The organism is Diaphorobacter limosus (assembly GCF_033100095.1).
GTDB lineage: Bacteria > Pseudomonadota > Gammaproteobacteria > Burkholderiales > Burkholderiaceae_C > Alicycliphilus > Alicycliphilus limosus.
Genome location: NZ_CP136921.1, coordinates 377557 through 397180 on the forward strand (window position 1 = coordinate 377557; position 19624 = coordinate 397180).

Genomic DNA, 19624 nt, shown 5'->3' on the forward strand with positions numbered 1-19624 from the left:
TCGCGATAGCTACGGCTATCGCTGCGGTTTGCGCCTTGCCCTGGGCGCGAATCCATCACTTTCATCTTGTTCCGATACCTCCGTGTCGCTGTACTAGTGCCCTTGCTGGGCCGTGGCGCTTGGCGGTCCTGTCAGGCAGGCGCGGGCCCGGCGTGCTAAGTTCCGGCCCCTCGCAGAAAAAAGCAACAGCACACAATGAACAATTGGCAACAGCGAATCGCAGCCCTGCCGGCCGAGCGCCTGGCGGGTATGCGCCGCGGCATAGAAAAAGAGGGGCTGCGCGTGCTGCCGGAGGGCGGTCTGGCACTCACGCCGCACCCGCAGGCGCTGGGCTCGGCCCTGACGCACGCCAGCATCACCACCGACTACAGCGAGTCGCAGATCGAGCTCATCACTGGCGCGCACCAAAGCGTCTCTGGCTGCCTGGACGAGCTGATCCACATCCACCAATATGTGCTGCGCACGCTGGCCGGCGCGGGTGGCGAGATGCTCTGGGTCTCCAGCATGCCCTGCGGCCTGCCCACGGACGAGACCATCCCCATAGGCCGCTATGGCAACTCGCATATCGGCCGCGCCAAGAGCATCTACCGCATGGGCCTGGCGCACCGCTACGGGCGGCGCATGCAGACGATTTCGGGCATCCACTACAACTGGTCGCTGCCGGGCGTGACGAGCGAGGAATACTTTGCGCTGATCCGCAACTTCCGCCGCCACGCCTTCGTGCTGCTCTACCTGTTTGGCGCCTCGCCCGCGCTGTGCCCCTGCTTCGTCGAGGGGCGCACGCACAGCCTGCAGCCCATGGGCGACGGCAGCCAGGCCCTGCACCTGCCGCACGCCACCTCGCTGCGCATGGGCCGCCTGGGCTACCAGAGCGACGCCCAGGCCAGCCTGGCCGTGAGCTACAACGGCCTGTCGGGCTATGCCGACTCGCTGTACGAGGCGCTCACGCGGCCGTACCCGGCCTATGAGGCGATCGGCATACGCAACATCGGTGGCGACTACAACCAGCTGGGCACCAGCCTGCTGCAGATCGAGAACGAGTTCTACGGCACCATCCGCCCCAAGCGCACGGTGCAGCGCGGCGAGCGCCCGCTGCATGCGCTGCGCGAGCGCGGCGTGGAATATGTCGAGGTGCGGCTGATGGACCTGGATCCGTTCGAGAACGTGGGCATCACCGCCCCCACCATGCGCCTGCTGGACATATTCTTGCTGCACTGCCTGCTGTCCGACAGTCCGCCGGACACGCCGCAGGAGATTGCCGAGATCAAGCACAACCAGCACCAGACTGCGGAGCGCGGGCGCGAACCGGGCCTGCAGCTGCTGCGTGCGGGCCAGGCGGTGCCGCTGGCCGACTGGGCCGCGCAGCTGCTGGGCGAATGCACCCCCATCGCCACGGCGCTGGATGCCGCCCAGGGCGGCGGCGACTACGCCGCCGCGCTGCAGCAGGCCCAGGCCCGGCTGGCCGACAGCAGCCTGACCCCGTCGGCACGGGTGCTGGCCGCCATGCGGGGCCAGCATGGCTGCAGCTACGAGGCGTTTTCCTTCGCGCAGTCGCAGCAGGCGCGCGAGCGGCTGCTGGCCATGCCCTGGGACGCGGCGCAGCAGCAGCACTACGAAGCCCTGGCCGCGCAGTCCCTGGCGGCGCAAAAGGCCATCGAGGATGCGGACACCCTGCCGTTCGAGGACTGGCGCCAGCAGTACATGGATCCGCGCCAGCTCGGCTGAACCTGGCTGAGCCCATTCGGTCGTAGGATGGGGCGCCATGACCATGCCCCTTGAGATCCGGCTGCGCGGCGCCCTGCGGGTGCTGCTGTCGCATTACGTCGCCAATGGCGTGGCCGGTGCGCTCGGGCTGCTGCTCATTTCCTCGCTGGTGCATGTGCTGCTGGGCAGCGCGGCGGGGTCGGCGGCCGCGGTGGGGGCCATCGTCGCCATTCCGCCCGACATTCCAGCGCCGCGGCGCGGCAAGTTCCTGCACATGCTGCCCGCGCCGCTGCTGGCGCTGCCGCTGTTCTTTGTCGTGCAGCTGCTGCACGAGCAGCCCTGGTTGCTGGGTCTGCTCATCGTGCCGGCGAGTTTTTTTGCCTTCCTGGCCATGGCCTGGGGCAAGCGCGGCGCGCCCGTGGCCATCGCCGCCGTGCTGGCGCTGGTGTTCTCCATGGCCGTGCCGGTGCACACCGGGGCCGAGGGCTGGCGCGCGGCCCTTACCACCAGCTTTTACTTTGGCCTGGGCTCGCTGCTGTTCGTTCCCTGGTCGGTGCTGGTCAACCGGCTGCTCAATGGCCGCTACCGCGCGCAGGTGCTGGCCGATGTGCTGCTCTCGCAGGCCGCTCTGATGCGGCTGCAGGCCCTGCAGTTCACGCCCGTGCTGGCCCTGGGCGAGCGCGCCAACCCGCTCATGGGCCAGCTCTTGCTGCGCCAGGCGACGCTGGCCGACCAACTGCAGTCGGCGCGCGACATCGTGCTGGAGTCGCCCGGCAGCGCGCGCCAGCAGCGGCTGGCCGGCATGCTGCTGTGCGCGCTGGAGATGCGCGACCATCTGCTGGCCAGCGCGCTGGATCTGGAGGAACTGCGCCGGCAGCCCGAGCAGGCCGGGGCGCTGACACGCCAGCATGGCGTGCTGCTGGCGCTGGCCGCGCAGATGGAGCAGCTGGCCGATGCCCTGCTGCGCGGGCAGGTGCCGGCGCCGTTCGAGGATTTGCGCGCCCAGCTGCAGCTGGCCGTGCCTCAGGGCGATGCTGGCTTTTCCCCCGCGCGGCTGGCGCAGGCGCTGTCGCACCGCATAGGCCATATCCATGACGAGGTGGCGCGCCTGGTTGCCCTGGCGCGCGGCGAGGCCGCGCCCGACCTGGCCCTGGTGCGCGTGTGCTGGCAGATGTTCGTCAGCCCCACGGGCTGGGGCTGGCGGCCATTGCTGGGCCTGTGGCGCTGGAGCGCGGCGCCGCTGCGCCACGCCATGCGCGCGGCGCTGGCGATCGGCGTGGGCTATGCGCTGTCGCAGCTGCTGCCCTGGCGCGAGCATGCCTACTGGATCGTGCTGACCATCGTCGTCGTGCTGCGCGGCAGCCTGGCGCAGACGCTGGAGCGGCGCAACGAGCGCGTGGCCGGCACGCTGCTGGGCTGCATGCTGGCCTCGATCGTGTTGCTGGCCAACCTGCCGCACTGGGCGCTGCTGGCCTGTGTGACCCTGGCCCAGGCCGTGGCCCATGCCTTCACGCTGCGCCGCTACCTGTTCACGGCCGTGGCGGCCACCGTGCTCGGACTGGTGCAGGCGCATCTGCTGGGCGCGGGCGGCAGCGCCGGCTTCGTGCTGCTTGAGCGCATGGCCGACACCCTGATAGGCGCCGGCATCGCCTGGGCCTTTGCCTATGTGCTGCCCTCCTGGGAGCGCCAGCAGATACCGGCCCTGGTGGCGCGCGCGCTGGCGGCGCAGACGCGCCATGCGCGCGAGGCCCTGGCCCTGGGCCAGCTGCAGGCCGTGGACAACCACCCCGAGCTGGCCTGGCGCCTGGCGCGCCGCGAGGCCTACGACAGCCTGGGCGTGCTGGTGCAGGCCACGGCGCGCGCCTGGAAGGAGCCGCGCGCCGTGCGCCCGCCGCTGGCGCCGCTGGAGCGCATGCAGGTGCATTGCTACCAGCTGCTGGCGCAGCTCACCGCCGTCAAGTCCATGCTGCTGCTGCGCCGCGGCCATCTGCGTGCCGAGGATGTGCAAGAGCCCCTGCAGGCCGCTACGGCGCGGCTGGAGGCGGTGTTGACCGGCGCCGCAGTGGCCACCGCGCCCGCGTCCGATCAGGCCGGGGTGTACGAGCCGCAGGCGCTGCCGCCACTGGTCGAGACCGACCTGGCCCCCTGGCTGCTGCGCCGCCTGTGCCTGGCCGAGGAGCTGGCCCGGCAGCTGCGCAGCGAGGCCATGGCGGTGGTCGTGCCGCTGCGGGCCGATTGATCAGCCGCCGCGCCTGCGCCAGCGCAGCAGGCCCCAGCGCAGCACAAAGGCGCCGCCCAGCACCAGGGCGAACCAGCCGGCCAGATACACCTGGGCCATGAGCTCGCGCACATCCGGCGAGCGCGCCACATGCGGGGCCAGCAGGATGATGGCGCCGATCAGCGTGCAGATCACGCCCTTGAGCAAGAGCTCGGAATCTTGTTTGCGCGGGTCGGAGGAGGGCATGGGGCGATTATCCTTGCCACCTTTCCCAGCCCCGATTAGTGAAAGTACAGCCTTATGGCCATCCAGTGGTTCCCCGGTCACATGCACCTGACGCGCAAGGCGATAGGCGAGCGCATCAAGGACATCGACGTGGTGATCGAGCTGCTGGACGCGCGCCTGCCCGGCTCCAGCAGCAACCCGCTGCTGGCCGAGCTGACCGCGCACAAGCCCACGCTCAAGGTGCTGAACAAGCAGGACCTGGCCGACCCCGGGCGTACCGGCGCCTGGCTGGCCTGGTACAACGCGCGCGCCGATACCAGCGCCATCGCGCTGGATGCGTCCGACGCGGCGCCCGCGCGCCGGCTGATTGATGCCTGCCGCCAGCTCGCGCCCAACCGGCGCGGCCTCTCAAAGCCCATGCGGGTGCTGATCTGCGGTATCCCCAACGTCGGCAAGTCCACGCTGATCAACACCCTGAGCCGCAAGACCCAGGCCAAGACCGGCGACGAGGCCGGTATCACCAAGCAGGAGCAGCGCATCGTGCTCGACGATGACTTCTACCTGTGGGACACGCCCGGCATGCTCTGGCCGCGCATCATCGTGCCAGAGAGCGGCTTGCGCCTGGCCGCCAGCGGCGCCATGGGGCGCAACGCCTATGAAGAGGAAGAGGTGGTGCTGGAGCTGCTGGCCTACCTCAAGCAGCACTACGCGCCGCTGATCGATGCGCGCTACAAGCTGGGCCTGGATGCAGAGGCGATCGCTGCCCGCCACGACGAAGAGCTGTTGGAGCTGATCGCGAAAAAGCGCGGCGCCGTGATGAGCGGCGGCCGCCTGAACATGCAAAAGGCCGCCGAGATCGTGCTCACCGACCTGCGCGGCGCAGCGCTGGGCCGCCTGACGCTGGAGACGGTGCCCGAGTTCGAGGCCTGGCTGGCCGCCGGCCAGCTGCAGGACAAGGCGCGCGCCGAGCGCAAGGCCGAGCAGCGCAAGCGCGACGAGCGCCGGGCGCGCAATGCGCAGCGCCGTGAATAGTTGCAGGCCGGAACCGGTTTGCAGCGCCGCTCGGTGATCCCGGAGCTGGCCGTTTTTGTGTTGCAACAGCTTGATTAGGCATATGCCTCTGACCGCTGTCTTGACTCTCTCCCACTCTGGGGGAGGGCGGGGTGGGGCCAGCGACGCTCGCGTCCTGATGCCTGCGCTCCTGGCCCCTATCCCAACCTTCCCCCAGAGGGCATGGGTGTCTACACACCTTTTTCGTAGCGCAGAACGCTTGTTTGACGGGGCTTCAACTCCCTCGCCCCCTTGGGGGAGAGGGTGGGGGTGAGGGGGTGATGGGGCGCAGCGCGGGCATTGGCCCCCTCACCCCCCCCTCTCCCGCCAGCGGGAGAGGGAGAAACAGCCCCAGGGCCGCACACATGTTGCGTGGCACGCTATACAAAAGATGTGTAGACACCCAGGCCCAGAGGGGGAAGGAGTTTGAGTCATGCCGAAGATTTGGTAAAAAAGGCTGGTATCGCCCTTGGGAAAAGCGCTGATAGCTATCAAAAAAGAAGTGTAAACCTTGCCGCTACCAGGCCAGCGGCGCCGGCGCATCACCCCAGAAGATGAAGCGCCTGGCCTCGGCGTAGCGCGAGTTGCTGACCAGATAGGGATCGGTGCCGCTGCCCTTGTGCAGCAGCACCAGGTAGCCGCCGGCCGTGCCCACGGCCAGGGTGTGGCCGTCGGGTGCCGGGGCGATGCTGCGGATCGCGCCGCCGACATGGTGGCGCCACAGGGCGCGGCCGTCCTCGGCCAGGCCGTGCAGGTCGCCGGCCCCGTCGCCGCGCACCGTCACGCCGTGGGCCGTGCTGCTGGCGTCGGCGCTTGTCACGGTGGCGGGCGCCTGCGCCGGGGGCAGGGCGGTCATGCTCCGGCGATCGGCACTGAGCTGCCACCAGGCGCCGGTCTGATCGGCCGTGCCGCTGGCGCCATCGACATGGGCCAGCAGACTGCCATCGGCTTGCCACAGCAATGGCCCCACGGCCCGGCCGCTGCGCGCGGCATGGTGCTCGAAGGCGCCGGGCGCAAAGGCAAAGCGGCGGTGAAAGCGTGCCGACAAGTCCGGGTCCGCCAGCGCATGCACGGCGTGTGCCAGCTGTAGCACATCCGTGGCCTGGCCCATGCGCGGATCGACCAGCGCCGGCGGCGCGGGGGCGCCGGCATGCTGCGCGTCGGGGGGGCACATGCCCTCGGCCTGCGCGGTCCAGCGCTCGCGCACCAGGGTGGCGTGGCTGCGGCCGCTGCTCTGCCAGCCATGCGACAGGGCCATGATGGCCGGGCCGAGGACATCGGCGTCGGTTTCGTCCGGATCAAACGGGGGTCTGCGCGGCAGGGCTGGCGCGGCGCCGGCCGGGGCCAGGGGGGCGCAGCGCAGCGCCCGCTGTTCGCGCGCATTGGCCGCGTACAGCTGCTGCTCCAGATCGGTAAACAGTTGCAGCAGCCGCGCCATATGCTGCACGGCGTCGTTGGTCAGGGGGCGGCGGGCGTCGCTCTGGCGCTGGCCATAGCTCAGACGCAGGCCGGGCGGCTGGGCCGTGCCCTGGGCCGGGGTGTCGTCCTCGACCAGGTCGATCTGGTAGCAGGCGTGGGCGTCGTCCTCCTCGTCGCCGGGCTGCTCGCTGCCGTTGCGCCAGCTCAGTTTCAGGGCCCGGCCCCAGTGCCGGCTGCCCTGGTGGCCGGGCTGGCGTGCGCCTATCCACACATCGCCCTGCCACCAGCCGTTGCGCTCGGGGTTCCACCAGTCGTTGTAGCGGCCGGTGAACACCGGCAGCAGCGTCAACGCCTGCACGCGCGCGGTGGTCAGGGCGGCGTGCAGCCGCTCGCGCAGCGGCCGGCCGGCGCGGCGCTGGCCCTCGGCCAGGCGCCAGTAGTCGATCACGCCGCGCCAGGCCTGGGCGCAGGCCTGCAGCGCCTCGGGGCTGGCATGGTCTGCATCCAGCGGCTGCCATGGGCCGGGGCGGCCGGCATCGTCATAGGCGCGGTACTGGCGCAGCAGGCCGTCAGCAAGCGCGGGCTGATGGTCCTGGCGCAGCCTGGCCCAGGCCTGGGCCAGGCGCCCGCCTGGGCCCGTACTGTCGTCGGGCAGGGCCAGCCAGAAGTCCCAGCGCTTCCAGAGGGTGATGAACAGGCCGTCGTGGTAGGCGTCTTGGTCCTCGTCCACATGGCGGCGCGTGAACAGAAAGTCGGTCTGCCCGAACCAGCCCGCGGCCTTGTGGTGGCTGCTGTCGGGCAGCGCGGCGCGCAGCAGCTGGTGCAGGTGCTGGCCGTGCATGGCCTCGCCGGGGCAGAGCGTGCCGTCCAGCGGCAGGTCGGCCTGGTTCATGTCGGACTCGGTGTGCGCGGTGCTGGCGGTGAGGTCGGGCATGGCGGGCTGGGGGCAGTGGCGGGGCCCATGGTAGCGCGGCGGCGCGCGGCTCAGGCGTTCTTTCAGTCGTTCTGCCAGGGCAGGGCCAACACGCGTTGCCAGTCCCGCCAGGGCGCGGCGCCGTCGCCCGGTGTCGCCTGGGGCCAGCGCAGGCCGCTGTCCAGGGTGATCCATCGCCCGTCCACCGGGTGCGGCAGTTGCAGGCGCCAGGCGTGCAGCCACAGGCGCTGCAGGCCCAGGCGCTCGGCCCACCAGCGGTTCAGCGGGCCCTTGCCGTGGGTGGCGTCGCCGATGATGGGGTGGGCCAGGTGCTTCAGGTGGCGGCGGATCTGGTGGCGCCGGCCGGTGGTCGGCTGGGCCAGCACCAGGCTGGCGCGGGTGCCGGCATGGCGCGCGTCGCTGGGCTCGGGCAGGTCCAGCCGGGCCAGGCGGGTGATGGTCGTGTGGGCGTCCTGGGCCGTCGCATCGGGTGGGGCGTCGTCGGGGCGCAGTGGGTGGTTGACCTCTGCGCTCTCGGGCGCCCAGCCGCGCACCAGGGCCAGGTATTGCTTGCGCACGGCATGCGCGGCAAAGGCCCCGGCCAGGGCGCGCGTGGCGGCCGGGTGCAGGCCCATGACGAGCACGCCGCAGGTGCCCTTGTCCAGGCGGTGCACGGGGTAGACATGCTGGCCGATCTGGTCGCGCAGGGTCTGCACCACGAAGCGCGTCTCGCCGGCGTCCAGCCCCGTGCGGTGCACCAGCCAGCCGGCGGGCTTGTACAGCGCCACCAGGTGCTCGTCCTGCCACAGGATGGACAGAGGTGGGTGGGCGCTGGCGCCTGGCTGGGTTTCCATGAATGGTGAGACGAAGTGGGCAGGCCGGGCATGGTATCGGCTGGCGCACAATGCGCCGCCATGATGTCCACACGCTCCACGCTGCTGCCGCTGCCCCTGCTGGCGGCCCCCTCGCTCAACGATCCCCAGCCCCTGGTGCTGTACCACGACCGCTGCGCCGACGGTTTTGCCGCCGCGCTGGCCGCCTGGCGCTTCTATGGCGGGCAGGTGCAATGCCTGGGCCTGTCGCACGGGCAGATCCGCAATGTTGAAGAGCTGCCGCCGCTGGCCGGCCGGGCCGTCTATGTGCTGGATTTTTCCTTTGGGCCCGAGCTGCTGGCCGAGATCGACGCACGCGCCGCCAAGCTGGTGCTGCTGGACCACCACAAGAGCGCGGCCGAGCAGCTGGCCGGCTTTGCCTGCCGCTGTGGCGCGCTGCATTTCGACATGACCAAGTCGGGCGCACGCCTGGCCTGGGAGCTCTTTCACCCCGAAACGCCGCTGCCCGACCTGGTGCGCCATGTGGAAGACCGCGACCTGTGGGCCTGGCAGTACCCCGAGACGGCGGGCTATGTGGCGGCGCTGGACATGGAGCCCTTCGACTTTGCACGCTGGCAGCAGATTGCCGACTTTGCGCCGGCCGAGACGGCGGCCTTCGTCGCGCGCGGCCAGGCCATGGACGAAAAATTCCGCCACCTGGCGCAGGACGTGGCCGGCGGCGCCCAGCCGCTGCTGTTCAACGGCCAGGCCGGGCTGATGGTGAACGCGCCCGGGGCCTTCCACAGCCTGGTGGGCGAGCTGCTGTCCAAGCAATGCGGCACCTTCGCGCTGATGTGGGCCGTGGCCAAGGACGGTCAGGTCAAGGTGGGACTGCGCTCGCAGCGCGGCTACGACTGCTCGCCGCTGGCTGTCAGCATGGGCGGCGGCGGCCACGCCCAGGCCTGCGGCTTTCGCTTGCCCGCAGATCGCCTGCCCGAGCTGCTGGGCGGCAACTTCAAGGCATAGGCAAATATGGCCACGCCCGCGCCCATCTCCATCGACGACATCACCGCGCTCGACGCCAGCGCGCTGTCGCAAGCCATTCATGCCCGCAGCGTCTCCTGCCGCGCCGTCATGCAGGCCTACCTGGCGCGCATCCAGCGCCTGAACCCGCGCTACAACGCGCTGGTTTCGCTGCGGCCCGAGGACTATCTGCTGGCCGATGCCGATGCCTGCGACGCTGAGCTGGAGCGCGGTCAGTCGCGCGGCTGGATGCACGGCATGCCGCAGGCGATCAAGGACCTGTCCAACGCTGCCGGCCTGCCCACCACGCTGGGTTCGCCGCTGATGCGGGGCTTCGTCGCCAACGAGGACGGGCTGATGGTCGCGCGCATGAAGGCGGCCGGCTGCATCGTCATCGGCAAGAGCAACACGCCGGAGTTCGGCCTGGGTTCGCACACCTTCAACCCGGTGTTCGGCACCACGCTGAACGCCTATGACCCCGCCAGGTCGGCCGGCGGCTCCAGCGGCGGCGCGGCCGTGGCGCTGGCGCTGCGGCTGCTGCCGGTGGCCGACGGTTCGGACTTCATGGGCAGCCTGCGCAACCCGGCGGCCTGGGCGAACATCTTTGGCTTCAGGCCCAGCCAGGGCCGCGTGCCCATGTGGCCGGCGCAGGACGTGTGGATCAGCCAGCTGGGCACCGAAGGCCCCATGGGGCGTAGCGTGCGTGACCTGCAGCGCCTGCTGGCGACACAGGCGGGCTGGTCGCCAAATGCTCCACTATCAATAGCTGAAGGCGCTTATCCTGAAATGGCTGGCGGCCTGTTTGATGTCAAATCCACGCGCATCGCCTGGCTGGCTGATCTGGACGGCTACCTGCCCATGGAGCCCGGCATTCTGGACATATGCGCCCAGGGGCTGCGGCGCCTGGAAAGCCTGGGCTGCAGCGTGCAGCCCTGCGCCCTGGGCATGCCGCCCGAGCGCGTGTGGCAGGCCTGGCTGGTGTGGCGGCGCGTGCTGGTGGCGTCGCGCATTGCCCCCTTCCTGCTGAAGGAGGGCAACCGCGCCCATATCAAGCCCGAGGCGCTGTGGGAGCATGACCAGGCGGCGCAGGTCAGCGGCGCCGATTTCATGGGCGCCAGCGTAGCGCGCACCAGCTTCTACCAGCAGCTGCTGCGCCTGTTCGAGCACCATGACGTGCTGGCCCTGCCCAGCGCCCAGGTGTGGCCCTTCGACGCTGCCGAGCGCTGGCCGGAGCAGATCGCCGGCTTGGCCATGGACAGCTACCACCGCTGGATGGAGGTGGTCATCTACGCCACCTTTGCCGGCCTGCCCTGCATCAGCGTGCCCACCGGCTTCAATGCCCAGGGCCTGCCCATGGGGCTGCAGCTGATCGGCCGGCCGCACGGTGATGCGGCGCTGCTGGCCTTGGCAGCGGCCTACGAAGGGGCGATAGGGGACTGGCTGGCGGTGCGGCCGGGGGCCTGAACGCACGCCAGCCTCCCTGCCGGCTATGGCTAGGACAGCAACCCGGAAATATCGAAACATGAAAGCGCGCCTTCGCCCCCATGGCGGCGTTGCAAATCCTCGCGATAGCTACGGCTATCTCTGCGGTTTGCGCCTTGCCCTGTGCGCGAATCCATCGCTTTCATTGTGTTCCTCTACTTCCAGGTTGCTGTACTAGGGCCGCAGGTACTGGCGCCGATAGTCCCAGGGCGCCAGCGGGCGCTTTTGCGCCCACAGCCCCTGGCCATTGGCGCGTGCCTGGCGCTGCAGGGCCACTAGCCTGGGGTGCTGTTTTGCCTGCGGCGCATACACCCAGGCCAGGCCGGCGCGCAGCTGGGCCGTGGCCACGTCCTGGCCTTGGCAGCGCACATGGGCCAGGGTGCGGCCGTAGCTGTCGTGGCCCAGGCGGTACAGCCGCGCCTGCTGGCGAAAACACAGCCGCGCCAGGTTCTGGCGCGCGCGCTGGCCAAAGGCCTGGCGGCTCTCGGGGGCATCAACGACGGCGATGCGCACGCGCTCCTGGCGCCAGGCGCCGGGCGCGCCGCAGCGCGCGCTGAGGGTGTCGCCGTCGTGGATGGCGACAACCAGGCAGAGCAGGGCGGTAGAGGCGGGCATGGGGGCGGCGGCAGGACAAAAGGGGGCGCACTATACCCGCTGCGGGCCGCGGCCATGGTCGCGGCAGGCGCTGCCTAAAAAATCAGCGATGCGCTGCAGCCCAATACCGGCGCGGCTTGGGGCTGGTTGTACCGGTGGTTTTCCACAGGGCCGCCCACAGGCCGTGGGCATAACCCTAGAAACGGCAGTTGACCGCTTTCAAACTTCACGAAAGCCGCGTGAATATTGAGGTTTGCTGCTTCGTCGGCACTCACCTGTGGGGCGACAACGCTACGCTACTTGTCAGTACCGCGCTCGCCGCGCCATGCGGCGTTGCTCCTCCTTGCGGGCAGTAGCCCGCTGCGGCGTCCCCCTTGCAGGGCGCGGTCCCGCCAGAGGCGGAACCCGCTCATGCCGTCCAAGGGTGCACAGGCACCCTTGGAGCCGCGGCATTCGCCCTTGCCTGGCACGCCGATCACGGCACTGCCAAGCATGTCCAACTGCCGTTTCTAGGGTAACTGCGCCCGCCGATGACCGACAATCACCGGTTTTCCTCGCAGCCCCCATACCCGTGTTCAAAGGTCTTGTAGCGTCCGTCGTGGCGTCGGTTTTGTTTGGCGCCATGTACTACCTGGCGCCCCAGCTGGCGCCGCTCGATGGCGAGCAGATCTTCGGCTGGCGCGTGCTGGCCACGCTGCCCTTCACCACCGTGCTGCTGCTGGCGCTGGGCCAGTGGCGGCGCGTGCGCCTGCTGCTGCGGCGCGCACGGCGCCAGCCGTCGTTGGCACTGGGGCTGCTGGCCAGCGCGGCGCTGCTGGGCGTGCAGCTGTGGCTGTTCTTGTGGGCGCCGCTGCACGGGCGCGCGCTGCCGGTGTCGCTGGGCTACTTTCTGCTGCCGCTGGTGATGGTGCTGGCCGGGCGGGTGCTGTACCGCGAAAGCCTGACCGGCCTGCAATGGCTGGCCACGCTGCTCGCGGGCGCCGGCGTGGCGCATGAGGTGCTGCGCGCCGGCGGCATGTCGTGGGAGACCTGGCTGGTCGCCCTGGGCTACACGGCGTACTTCGTGCTGCGCCGCCGTCTGGCCACCGACCACCTGGGCGGGCACTGGCTGGACATGCTGCTGCTGGTGCCCGCGGCCCTGTGGTTCGTGGCGCGCGCGCCCTCGTCGCTGGGCCTGGTGGCCGGCCACCAGCACCTGTGGGCCATGGTGCCGGTGTTGGGCCTGGTGAGCGCCGTGGCGCTGGCGCTGTACATGGCCGCCAGCCGGCTGCTGCCGCTGGGCTTGTTTGGCCTCTTGAGCTATGTGGAGCCGGTGCTGCTGGCCCTGGTGGCGCTGGCCCTGGGCGAGAGCATTGGCCGCGAGCAGTGGCCGAGCTACGGGCCCATTTTCGCGGCCGTGGGCGTGCTGGTGCTCGATGGCGCACTGCGCCTGGGCCAGTCGCAGAAAGTTTGATGGAAATACGGCCGTAGCGCCCGTGGGATAAGCGTTAACAGCTCTTTTTTTGATAGTTTGGTACGTCGGCATCGGCCCAGCAACCGGGTGCCAGGCCGTCCAGCCGGTACGGCCCAATGGCCGCGCGCACCAGGCGCAGCGTGGGGTGACCCACGGCGGCCGTCATGCGGCGCACCTGGCGGTTGCGGCCTTCGCGGATGATGAGCTCCAGCCAGCAGTCCGGGATGTTCTGGCGCACGCGTATCGGCGGGTCGCGCGGCCACAGCGTAGGCGGCGGGTCTAGCCGGCGCACGCGCGCGGGCAGGGTGGGGCCGTCGTTCAGCGCCACGCCATGTCGCAGCGCATCCAGTGCGGCGTCGTCGGGAATGCCCTCGACCTGCACCCAGTAGGTCTTCTCCATCTTGTGGCGCGGGTCGCTGATGCGCGCCTGCAGGGGGCCGTCGTTGGTCAGCAGCAGCAGGCCCTCGCTGTCGGCGTCCAGGCGACCGGCGACATAGACGCCGGGCTCGGTGATGAAGTCCTTGAGGCCACGCCAGCGCCCCTCGGGCGTGAACTGGCTCAGCACGCCGTAGGGCTTGTTGAAGCGCAGCAGGCGCGGGGCGGCGGGCGCCGGCCGGTGCAGCGTGGGGCGCTGGCTCATGTGGTCAGGTCATGCGGGCAGGAACAGGGCCGGATCGACCATGCTGCGGTTCAGCATCACGCCCCAGTGCAGGTGCGGGCCCGTGACGCGGCCGGTGGCGCCCACGCGGCAAAACGCCTGGCCGGTGGCGAGCTGCTCGCCCACGGCGCAGTCCACGCCGCTGAGGTGGCAGTACATGCTGAGCAGGCCGCCGCCATGGTCCAGCCAGACCGTGCCGCCGTTGAAGAAATAGTCGCCCACGTCGATCACCCGGCCCGGCAGCGGTGCCACCACGGGCGTGCCGGTGGCGGCCGCTATGTCCATGCCGCTGTGCGGGTTGCGCGCCTGGCCGTTGAACACGCGGCGCAGTCCAAAGCTGCTGGAGCGCCGCCCGGGCACGGGCTGGCGCATGCGCAATGCGTCGGCCGGCAACGGTGTGGAGAAGGTGGCCATGACGCGCTGCTGGTGGTCGCGCTCGCGCTCGTAGCGGGCCTGATCCTCGGGCGAAAGATCCACCGTGCGCGGCGCCACGTTCAGGCGTTGCTCGCGGTACTTCTTGGCCGCCACCTGATAGGCGATGCGCCGCGCCGGCGCGCCGTCCGTGGCCTGCACGCTGACATGGGCCTGGCCCACGGGCGCGGCCAGCGGTATGCCGACGATGGCCGTCCAGGCGCTGGCATCGCCCAGCACCAGCACCGGAATGTCGCCGGCATGAACCACCGGACGCTCGGGCGCCGGGCCCAGCGCCAGCCGGGCCACGCCGCCGGGCACCTGCAGCGCCTGGGGCCATGGGCCTGGGGTGGCGTCCTGGGCCAGCGCTGCGCTGGCGGGCAGCAGCGCCAGGCCCATGGCTTGCAGCATGGTGCGGCGCTGGCAGCCGGATCTGGCAGAGGGGAGGTGATGGGGCAGATATGGCACGGCGGGCAGTGTAGAGCGGCGCCATGGCGCCAGAGGCGGGGCGATGCAAAAAGGCAAGGTTCTCATGCCGGCCCTGCATATTGATGGATAATTTGCACCAATGCCCTGGGCACCAAGGTGGTCAGGGCATTGCCACGTCTGGCGCGGCTTTCATGCTGACCCACAAGGTTCGCCGCACGGTACATGGCACCCGCACAGTTTTTTTGCGGCCCGCTCGCGGTGGCTTGCATGCGCTTTGGTTGTTCAGTTTTCGCACAGCCGGGCATTGTTTTTTTGTTTCCCCTCCCCCCCATTTGTCAGAAAGCATATCGACCATGCGTCAAGAACATGACTTCATTGGTATCAAGACCATCCCCCCCGACGCCTACTGGGGCGTGCATACGGCACGCGCCGTGGAGAACTTTCCCATCACCGGCCAGACCGTGGCCCAGATGCCCGAGTTGATCCGGGCCTTTGCCTTCGTGAAGAAGGCCGCCGCCCATGCCAACCTGCAGCTGGGCGCGATCAACGAAACCCAAGCCAATGCCATTTCCAAGGCCTGCGACGACCTGGTCGCCGGCCAGCTGCACGAGCAGTTCGTGGTGGACGTGATCCAGGGCGGCGCCGGCACCTCGACCAACATGAACGCCAACGAGGTGATCGCCAACCGCGCGCTGGAGTACCTGGGCCTGCACAAGGGCCGCTATGACGTGATCCACCCCAACGACCATGTCAACGCCTCGCAAAGCACCAACGACACCTATCCCACGGCCGTGAAGATGGCCACGTATTTCGGCATCCAGACCCTGCTGGCGGCCCTGGCCGAGCTGCGCGGCGCCTTCGAGGCGAAGGCGCGGGAGTTCGCCAACATCCTCAAGATTGGCCGCACCCAGCTGCAGGACGCCGTGCCCATGACGCTGGGCCAGGAGTTCGCCGCCTTCGCCGCCATGCTGGCCGACGACGAGCGCCGCCTGCGCGAGTCCGCCTACCTGATGTGCGAGATCAACATGGGCGGCACGGCCATAGGCACCGGCATCAACGCACCGGTGGGCTATGTGGACGTGGTCACGCCCAAGCTGGCCGAGCTGTCGGGCGTGCCGGTCAAGGCCGCCGCCAACCTGATCGCCGCCACCTCGGACACGGGCGCCTTTGTCGACATCTCCGGCGTGCTCAAGCGCATCGCCGCCAAGCTGTCCAAGATCAGCAACGACCTGCGCCTGCTGTCCTCGGGCCCGCAGGCGGGCGTGGCCGACATCAAGTTGCCGCCGCGCCAGGCGGGCTCGTCCATCATGCCGGGCAAGGTGAACCCGGTGATCCCCGAGGTGATGAACCAGGTGTGCTTCGAGGTGATTGGCAACGATGTCGCCATCACCATGGCCTGCGAGGCCGGCCAGCTGCAGCTCAACGCCTTCGAGCCGCTGGTGGCCTGGGCCCTGCACAAGAGCCTGCACCACCTGGCCAGCGCCTGCCAGACGCTGCAGGTCAACTGCGTGGAAGGCATCGTCGCCAACCAGAACCTGCTGGACGAGCGCATTGCCGAGTCCGTGACCCTGGTGACGGCGCTGAACCCGCTGATCGGCTACGAAAAGGCCGCAGCCATCGCCAAGGCCGCCATCGCCACCGGCAAGCCAATTGCCCAGGTGGCCGAAGACCTGGGCATCATGAGCCAGGCCGAGATGCAGAAGCTGCTGGTGGCCGAGCGGCTGACGCAGGCGGGCGCCATCACCTCAGACAAGTAAAACTATCAAAAAAATAGCTGCTAGCGCTTTTTGATAAAGCGCTGCAGCTGTTTTTTTATGATGGTTTTGGTGGTCGCTTGGGGGCTTACTTCACGCGCTCCGTCTCCACCACCATGTCCAGCACATAGGCGTAGGCCGAGGCATCGGCCGGCGGGGTCTTGACCGCGTAGCGGTTGATGCGCAGCACGTTGCGCATGCCCTTCTCATGCTGCCAGCCCTGGATCTCGCCGTAGAACATCTGCCATTCGCCCACCGACTGCTTCACGCCGTTGTCGGCATAGCGGATCTCGCGCACGCGCAGGCATTGGGCGTTCTTCATCACGCCATGGCTGCAGGCCACGCGTTCGGGCGCCACCTCCAGAAAGATGCGCTCAGCCGGCCCGCCGTACTGCGTCTGCGGCGTGGGCTGGCCGGCCAGCTCCCAGCGGCTGCCGTCGGCAAACCACAGTTGCAGCTCGGGCGTGCCGGCGGCGCGCAGCTGGTAGCGCTTCATGGTGGGTAGCAGCGCGCCCACGCGATCCTCCAGCTGCATCAGGGCCTGGTCGGCGCAGGCGCGCTTGGTGGACATGGTCTGGGTCAGCTGGATGTCGTTGCCCTGGGTGCCAAAGTCGGCGCCCAGCACATTGCACAGCTTGCGCACCGACAGGCGCTGGTCTTCAAAGTGCAGTTGCAGCGGCTCGCGCCCGGCCAGCAGCCAGCGCCCGTCGGGCTGGCCCTGGGCATCGAAGGCGGCCGTCAGGTTCCAGTCGTACGAGGCCAGGTCGGGGGTGCTGTGCTGCGCGATGGTCGGGGGCATGGGGGCCGCGGGTTGTGATGGGGCGCTGGTGCAGGCGCCCATCAGGGCGGCCAGGGCCAGGACGTAGAGGGTGTGAAGGGTGGTGCGCTGGTTCTTGTTCATCGGTGTTAGGCGCGGTTGCGGGGCAAAGGTTCGGGCGTGAATGTCACGCAAACGTCAAACCCTGCCCGGGGTTGGTCAAAACGCCGAACCGGGCTGGCGCAGAAACGTCAGCTCTTCGTCGCTGGATGCTCGCCCCAGGATGGCGTTGCGATGCGGGTAGCGGCCAAAGCGCTCGATGATGGCCTGGTGCTGCAGCGCAAAGGGCAGGTTGACCTCCAGCCCGGGCTGTGCGAACAGCCGCGCCGACTGCGCCTGCACCACGCGGGATTCGCTGTGCATGTAGGGCATGTAGGCAAAGGCACGCTGGGCGCTGGGCAATTGCCTGTCGAGTCCTTGCGTCACCAGCTCCTGCGCCAGCACCAGGGCCATGCCGTCCTGGGCAAAGGCCTGCGGCGTGTCGCGGTAGATGTTGCGTGAGAACTGATCCAGCAGCACGATCTCGGCCAGCCGCCCGGCCGCATTCACGCGCCAGCCAGACAGCTCGCCGCGCGCGCCGGCCTCGAGCAGGGCGCCAAAGCGCTGGCCCATGGCGGCATCGAGCTGCGCGTCCTTGGCGAAATGCTGCGCCGGCGTCAGCTCGTCGAACCAGAAATGCAGGATGGCTTCGGGCGTCATGTGCGAGAGCGGCAAGGGGCTCACTTGCCCCAGCTGTCCTTGAGCCCCGTCACCCGGTTGAACACCGGCTTGGCCGGCGCGTGATCCTTGCGGTCGGCGACGAAGTAGCCGAAGCGCTCGAACTGGAACTTGTCCTCGGCCTGGGCGGCGGCCAGCGAGGGCTCCACGTAGGCCGTCACCACCTTCAGGCTGTCCGGGTTGAGCAGGGCTAGGTAGTCCTTGCCGCCTGCGTCGGGCTGGGCGTCGGTAAACAGCCGGTCGTACAGGCGCACCTCGGCCTGCACGCCGTCGGCCACGCCCACCCAGGTGATGGCGGCCTTGACCTTGACGCTGTCGGCGCCGGGCGTGCCGCTCTTGGTGTCCGGCACCACCGTGGCCAGCACCTTGGTGACGTTGCCGGCGGCGTCCTTTTCGCAGCCCGTGCATTCGATGACGTAGCCGCCCTTGAGGCGCACGCGGTTAGACGGGAACAGGCGCTTGTAGCCCTTGGGCGGCAGCTCGGCGAAGTCCTCGCGCTCTATCCAGACCTCGCGGCCCAGGCTGAAGCGGCGCTCAGGCACGGTTTCGCCCTCGGCGGCGTGGGGCAGGGCGGGCAGGCTGCAGGGCTCCAGGTGATCGCCGCTGCCGAACACCTCGGCCCAGTTGGTCAGTTCCAGCTTGAGCGGGTCGAGCACCACCATGGCGCGGTGGGCCTTGGCCTCCAGGTCTTCACGCAGGCAGCCTTCGAGCGTGGCGTAGTCGATCCAGCTGTAGTCCTTGGTCACGCCTATGCGCTCGCAGAACGCCTGGATCGATGCGGGCGTGTAGCCGCGCCGGCGCAGGCCGGCGATGGTGGGCATGCGTGGGTCGTCCCAGCCGCTGACGATGCCGTTGTCCACCAGGTGCCTGAGCTTGCGCTTGCTGGTGACCACGTAGGTCAGGTTCAGGCGCGCGAATTCGTATTGGCGCGGATGCGGCTGGGCGATCAGGCCGCCCTCGGCCAGGCGATCGAGCAGCCAGTCGTAGAACGGGCGCTGGTCTTCAAACTCCAGCGTGCAGATGCTGTGGGTGATGCACTCCAGCGCGTCCTCGATCGGGTGCGCGAAGGTATACATCGGGTAGATACACCATTTGTCGCCGGTGTTGTGGTGCTCGGCGCGCTTGATGCGGTAGATGGCCGGGTCGCGCAGGTTGATGTTCGGGCTGGCCATGTCGATCTTGGCGCGCAGCACGGCCGCGCCGTCGGCCAGCACACCATCGCGCATCTGGCGAAAGCGTGCCAGGTTCTCCGCTGGGGTGCGGCCGCGGTAGGGGCTGTCCACGCCGGGCTTGCCAAAGTCGCCGCGATTGGCGCGCATCTCGTCGGCCGTCTGCTCGTCCACGTAGGCGTTGCCGGATTCGATCAGGTACTCGGCCGCGCGGTACATGAAGTCGAAGTAGTTGCTGGCGAAGTACAGGTTCTCGTGGCCGTCCGGGTCTTTCCAGTCAAAGCCCAGCCAGTGCACGGCATCGATGATGGCGTCCACGTACTCCTGCTCTTCCTTCTCGGGGTTGGTGTCGTCAAAGCGCAGGTGGCACACGCCGCCATAGTCGCGCGCCAGGCCGAAGTTCAGGCAGATGGATTTGGCATGACCGACATGCAGGTAGCCGTTGGGCTCGGGCGGAAAGCGCGTGCGTATCCGCGCCGGGTCGAGTGCGCCGGCCTGCTGGTGGGCGGCGTCGCCGGGGGTGCCGGCCCAGCGGTTGTTGGCATGTGTGCCCTGGGCCAGGTCGGCGTCGATGATCTGGCGCAGGAAGTTGCTGGGCTTGAGGGGTTCTGTGGTGTCGTTGTGGACTGGGGTGCTCATGCCGCGATTTTAGGCCGTGTGCTTGCAGCGCCTGTGCTGTGCAGGGGCTACGTTCGGAAACAACATAAACAGGGGTTCATGACATCCTATTGCCCAGCTGGCGCGTTGTGGAGTCTGACAATCCTTTTCATGTTCAA

Annotated in this window: 16 protein-coding genes; 7 read left to right on the forward strand and 9 right to left on the reverse strand. The window is 69.1% G+C overall.

Annotation, left to right across the window (positions count from 1 at the left end; genetic code table 11):
• Window positions 1-195 precede the first annotated feature (195 nt).
• On the forward strand, window positions 196-1725 hold the full coding sequence (gene gshA / locus P4826_RS01900; RefSeq protein WP_317702318.1) for a glutamate--cysteine ligase: 1530 nt from the start codon (window positions 196-198) through the stop codon (window positions 1723-1725).
• Window positions 1726-1762: 37 nt separating this feature from the next.
• Entirely contained in the window at window positions 1763-3943 is a 2181-nt protein-coding gene (locus P4826_RS01905) for an FUSC family protein (protein WP_317702319.1), read from the forward strand.
• On the opposite strand, the gene P4826_RS01910 is transcribed toward P4826_RS01905, so the two are convergent.
• A complete protein-coding gene (locus tag P4826_RS01910) occupies window positions 3944-4168 on the reverse strand; it encodes a hypothetical protein (RefSeq protein ID WP_317702320.1) in 225 nt (74 codons plus the stop codon). It abuts the gene before it with no gap.
• Between the two features lie 54 nt (window positions 4169-4222).
• Between P4826_RS01910 and ylqF the strand changes: the two genes are divergently transcribed.
• Window positions 4223-5179: a ribosome biogenesis GTPase YlqF gene (ylqF, locus tag P4826_RS01915; protein WP_317702321.1), complete on the forward strand. Its 957-nt coding sequence runs from the start codon at window positions 4223-4225 to the stop codon at window positions 5177-5179.
• A gap of 535 nt (window positions 5180-5714) precedes the next feature.
• Here the strand turns inward: ylqF and P4826_RS01920 are convergent.
• Window positions 5715-7550 (reverse strand): hypothetical protein, encoded by a 1836-nt coding sequence (locus P4826_RS01920; protein ID WP_317702322.1) that lies wholly within the window; start codon window positions 7548-7550, stop codon window positions 5715-5717.
• A gap of 62 nt (window positions 7551-7612) precedes the next feature.
• Window positions 7613-8383: a pseudouridine synthase gene (locus tag P4826_RS01925; RefSeq protein ID WP_317702323.1), complete on the reverse strand. Its 771-nt coding sequence runs from the start codon at window positions 8381-8383 to the stop codon at window positions 7613-7615.
• 60 nt (window positions 8384-8443) lie between these two features.
• Here P4826_RS01925 and P4826_RS01930 point away from each other — a divergent pair, with 60 nt between their 5' ends.
• Together P4826_RS01930 and P4826_RS01935 are read left to right on the forward strand one after the other, a co-directional pair.
• Complete coding sequence (locus P4826_RS01930; RefSeq protein ID WP_317702324.1) at window positions 8444-9367, forward strand: DHH family phosphoesterase; 924 nt, start codon at window positions 8444-8446, stop codon at window positions 9365-9367.
• 6 nt (window positions 9368-9373) lie between these two features.
• Window positions 9374-10828, forward strand: a complete 1455-nt coding sequence (locus P4826_RS01935) for an amidase (RefSeq protein WP_317702325.1) — start codon at window positions 9374-9376, stop codon at window positions 10826-10828.
• Window positions 10829-11020: 192 nt separating this feature from the next.
• Here P4826_RS01935 and P4826_RS01940 read toward each other — a convergent pair whose 3' ends face one another.
• The gene (locus P4826_RS01940) at window positions 11021-11461 is read right to left on the reverse strand and encodes a thermonuclease family protein (RefSeq protein WP_317702326.1); all 441 of its coding nucleotides are present in this window, start codon (window positions 11459-11461) and stop codon (window positions 11021-11023) included.
• Between the two features lie 550 nt (window positions 11462-12011).
• Here P4826_RS01940 and rarD point away from each other — a divergent pair.
• Window positions 12012-12893 (forward strand): EamA family transporter RarD, encoded by an 882-nt coding sequence (gene rarD, locus P4826_RS01945; protein WP_317702327.1) that lies wholly within the window; start codon window positions 12012-12014, stop codon window positions 12891-12893.
• A 34-nt stretch (window positions 12894-12927) separates the two neighbouring features.
• Here rarD and P4826_RS01950 read toward each other — a convergent pair whose 3' ends face one another.
• Together P4826_RS01950 and P4826_RS01955 are read right to left on the reverse strand one after the other, a co-directional pair.
• On the reverse strand, window positions 12928-13533 hold the full coding sequence (locus P4826_RS01950) for a pseudouridine synthase (protein WP_317702328.1): 606 nt from the start codon (window positions 13531-13533) through the stop codon (window positions 12928-12930).
• Between the two features lie 9 nt (window positions 13534-13542).
• Window positions 13543-14361, reverse strand: a complete 819-nt coding sequence (locus P4826_RS01955) for a peptidoglycan DD-metalloendopeptidase family protein (protein ID WP_317703687.1) — start codon at window positions 14359-14361, stop codon at window positions 13543-13545.
• 383 nt (window positions 14362-14744) lie between these two features.
• Here P4826_RS01955 and P4826_RS01960 point away from each other — a divergent pair, with 383 nt between their 5' ends.
• Window positions 14745-16148, forward strand: coding sequence for an aspartate ammonia-lyase (locus P4826_RS01960; protein ID WP_317702329.1), 1404 nt, complete (start codon window positions 14745-14747; stop codon window positions 16146-16148).
• A gap of 85 nt (window positions 16149-16233) precedes the next feature.
• Here the strand turns inward: P4826_RS01960 and P4826_RS01965 are convergent, their stop codons facing one another.
• The 3 genes from P4826_RS01965 to P4826_RS01975 all read right to left on the reverse strand — a co-directional run bounded on the left by P4826_RS01965 (window position 16234) and on the right by P4826_RS01975 (window position 19487).
• Window positions 16234-17046 (reverse strand): DUF4377 domain-containing protein, encoded by an 813-nt coding sequence (locus tag P4826_RS01965; RefSeq protein WP_317702330.1) that lies wholly within the window; start codon window positions 17044-17046, stop codon window positions 16234-16236.
• Between the two features lie 75 nt (window positions 17047-17121).
• Window positions 17122-17661, reverse strand: coding sequence for a DUF924 family protein (locus P4826_RS01970; RefSeq protein ID WP_317703688.1), 540 nt, complete (start codon window positions 17659-17661; stop codon window positions 17122-17124).
• 20 nt (window positions 17662-17681) lie between these two features.
• Complete coding sequence (locus P4826_RS01975) at window positions 17682-19487, reverse strand: glutamine--tRNA ligase/YqeY domain fusion protein (RefSeq protein WP_317702331.1); 1806 nt, start codon at window positions 19485-19487, stop codon at window positions 17682-17684.
• Window positions 19488-19624 lie beyond the last annotated feature (137 nt).

Coding starts and splice junctions, on each gene's coding strand:
- ylqF (WP_317702321.1), top strand. CDS start 4,223: ATGGCCATCCAGTGGTTCCCCGGTCACATGCACCTGACGCGCAAGGCG.
- P4826_RS01950 (WP_317702328.1), bottom strand. CDS start 13,533: ATGAGCCAGCGCCCCACGCTGCACCGGCCGGCGCCCGCCGCCCCGCGC.
- P4826_RS01970 (WP_317703688.1), bottom strand. CDS start 17,661: ATGACGCCCGAAGCCATCCTGCATTTCTGGTTCGACGAGCTGACGCCG.
- P4826_RS01975 (WP_317702331.1), bottom strand. CDS start 19,487: ATGAGCACCCCAGTCCACAACGACACCACAGAACCCCTCAAGCCCAGC.
- P4826_RS01925 (WP_317702323.1), bottom strand. CDS start 8,383: ATGGAAACCCAGCCAGGCGCCAGCGCCCACCCACCTCTGTCCATCCTG.
- P4826_RS01920 (WP_317702322.1), bottom strand. CDS start 7,550: ATGCCCGACCTCACCGCCAGCACCGCGCACACCGAGTCCGACATGAAC.
- P4826_RS01930 (WP_317702324.1), top strand. CDS start 8,444: ATGATGTCCACACGCTCCACGCTGCTGCCGCTGCCCCTGCTGGCGGCC.
- P4826_RS01965 (WP_317702330.1), bottom strand. CDS start 17,046: ATGAACAAGAACCAGCGCACCACCCTTCACACCCTCTACGTCCTGGCC.
- P4826_RS01910 (WP_317702320.1), bottom strand. CDS start 4,168: ATGCCCTCCTCCGACCCGCGCAAACAAGATTCCGAGCTCTTGCTCAAG.
- P4826_RS01935 (WP_317702325.1), top strand. CDS start 9,374: ATGGCCACGCCCGCGCCCATCTCCATCGACGACATCACCGCGCTCGAC.
- P4826_RS01940 (WP_317702326.1), bottom strand. CDS start 11,461: ATGCCCGCCTCTACCGCCCTGCTCTGCCTGGTTGTCGCCATCCACGAC.
- P4826_RS01960 (WP_317702329.1), top strand. CDS start 14,745: ATGCGTCAAGAACATGACTTCATTGGTATCAAGACCATCCCCCCCGAC.
- P4826_RS01905 (WP_317702319.1), top strand. CDS start 1,763: ATGACCATGCCCCTTGAGATCCGGCTGCGCGGCGCCCTGCGGGTGCTG.
- gshA (WP_317702318.1), top strand. CDS start 196: ATGAACAATTGGCAACAGCGAATCGCAGCCCTGCCGGCCGAGCGCCTG.
- P4826_RS01955 (WP_317703687.1), bottom strand. CDS start 14,361: ATGGGCCTGGCGCTGCTGCCCGCCAGCGCAGCGCTGGCCCAGGACGCC.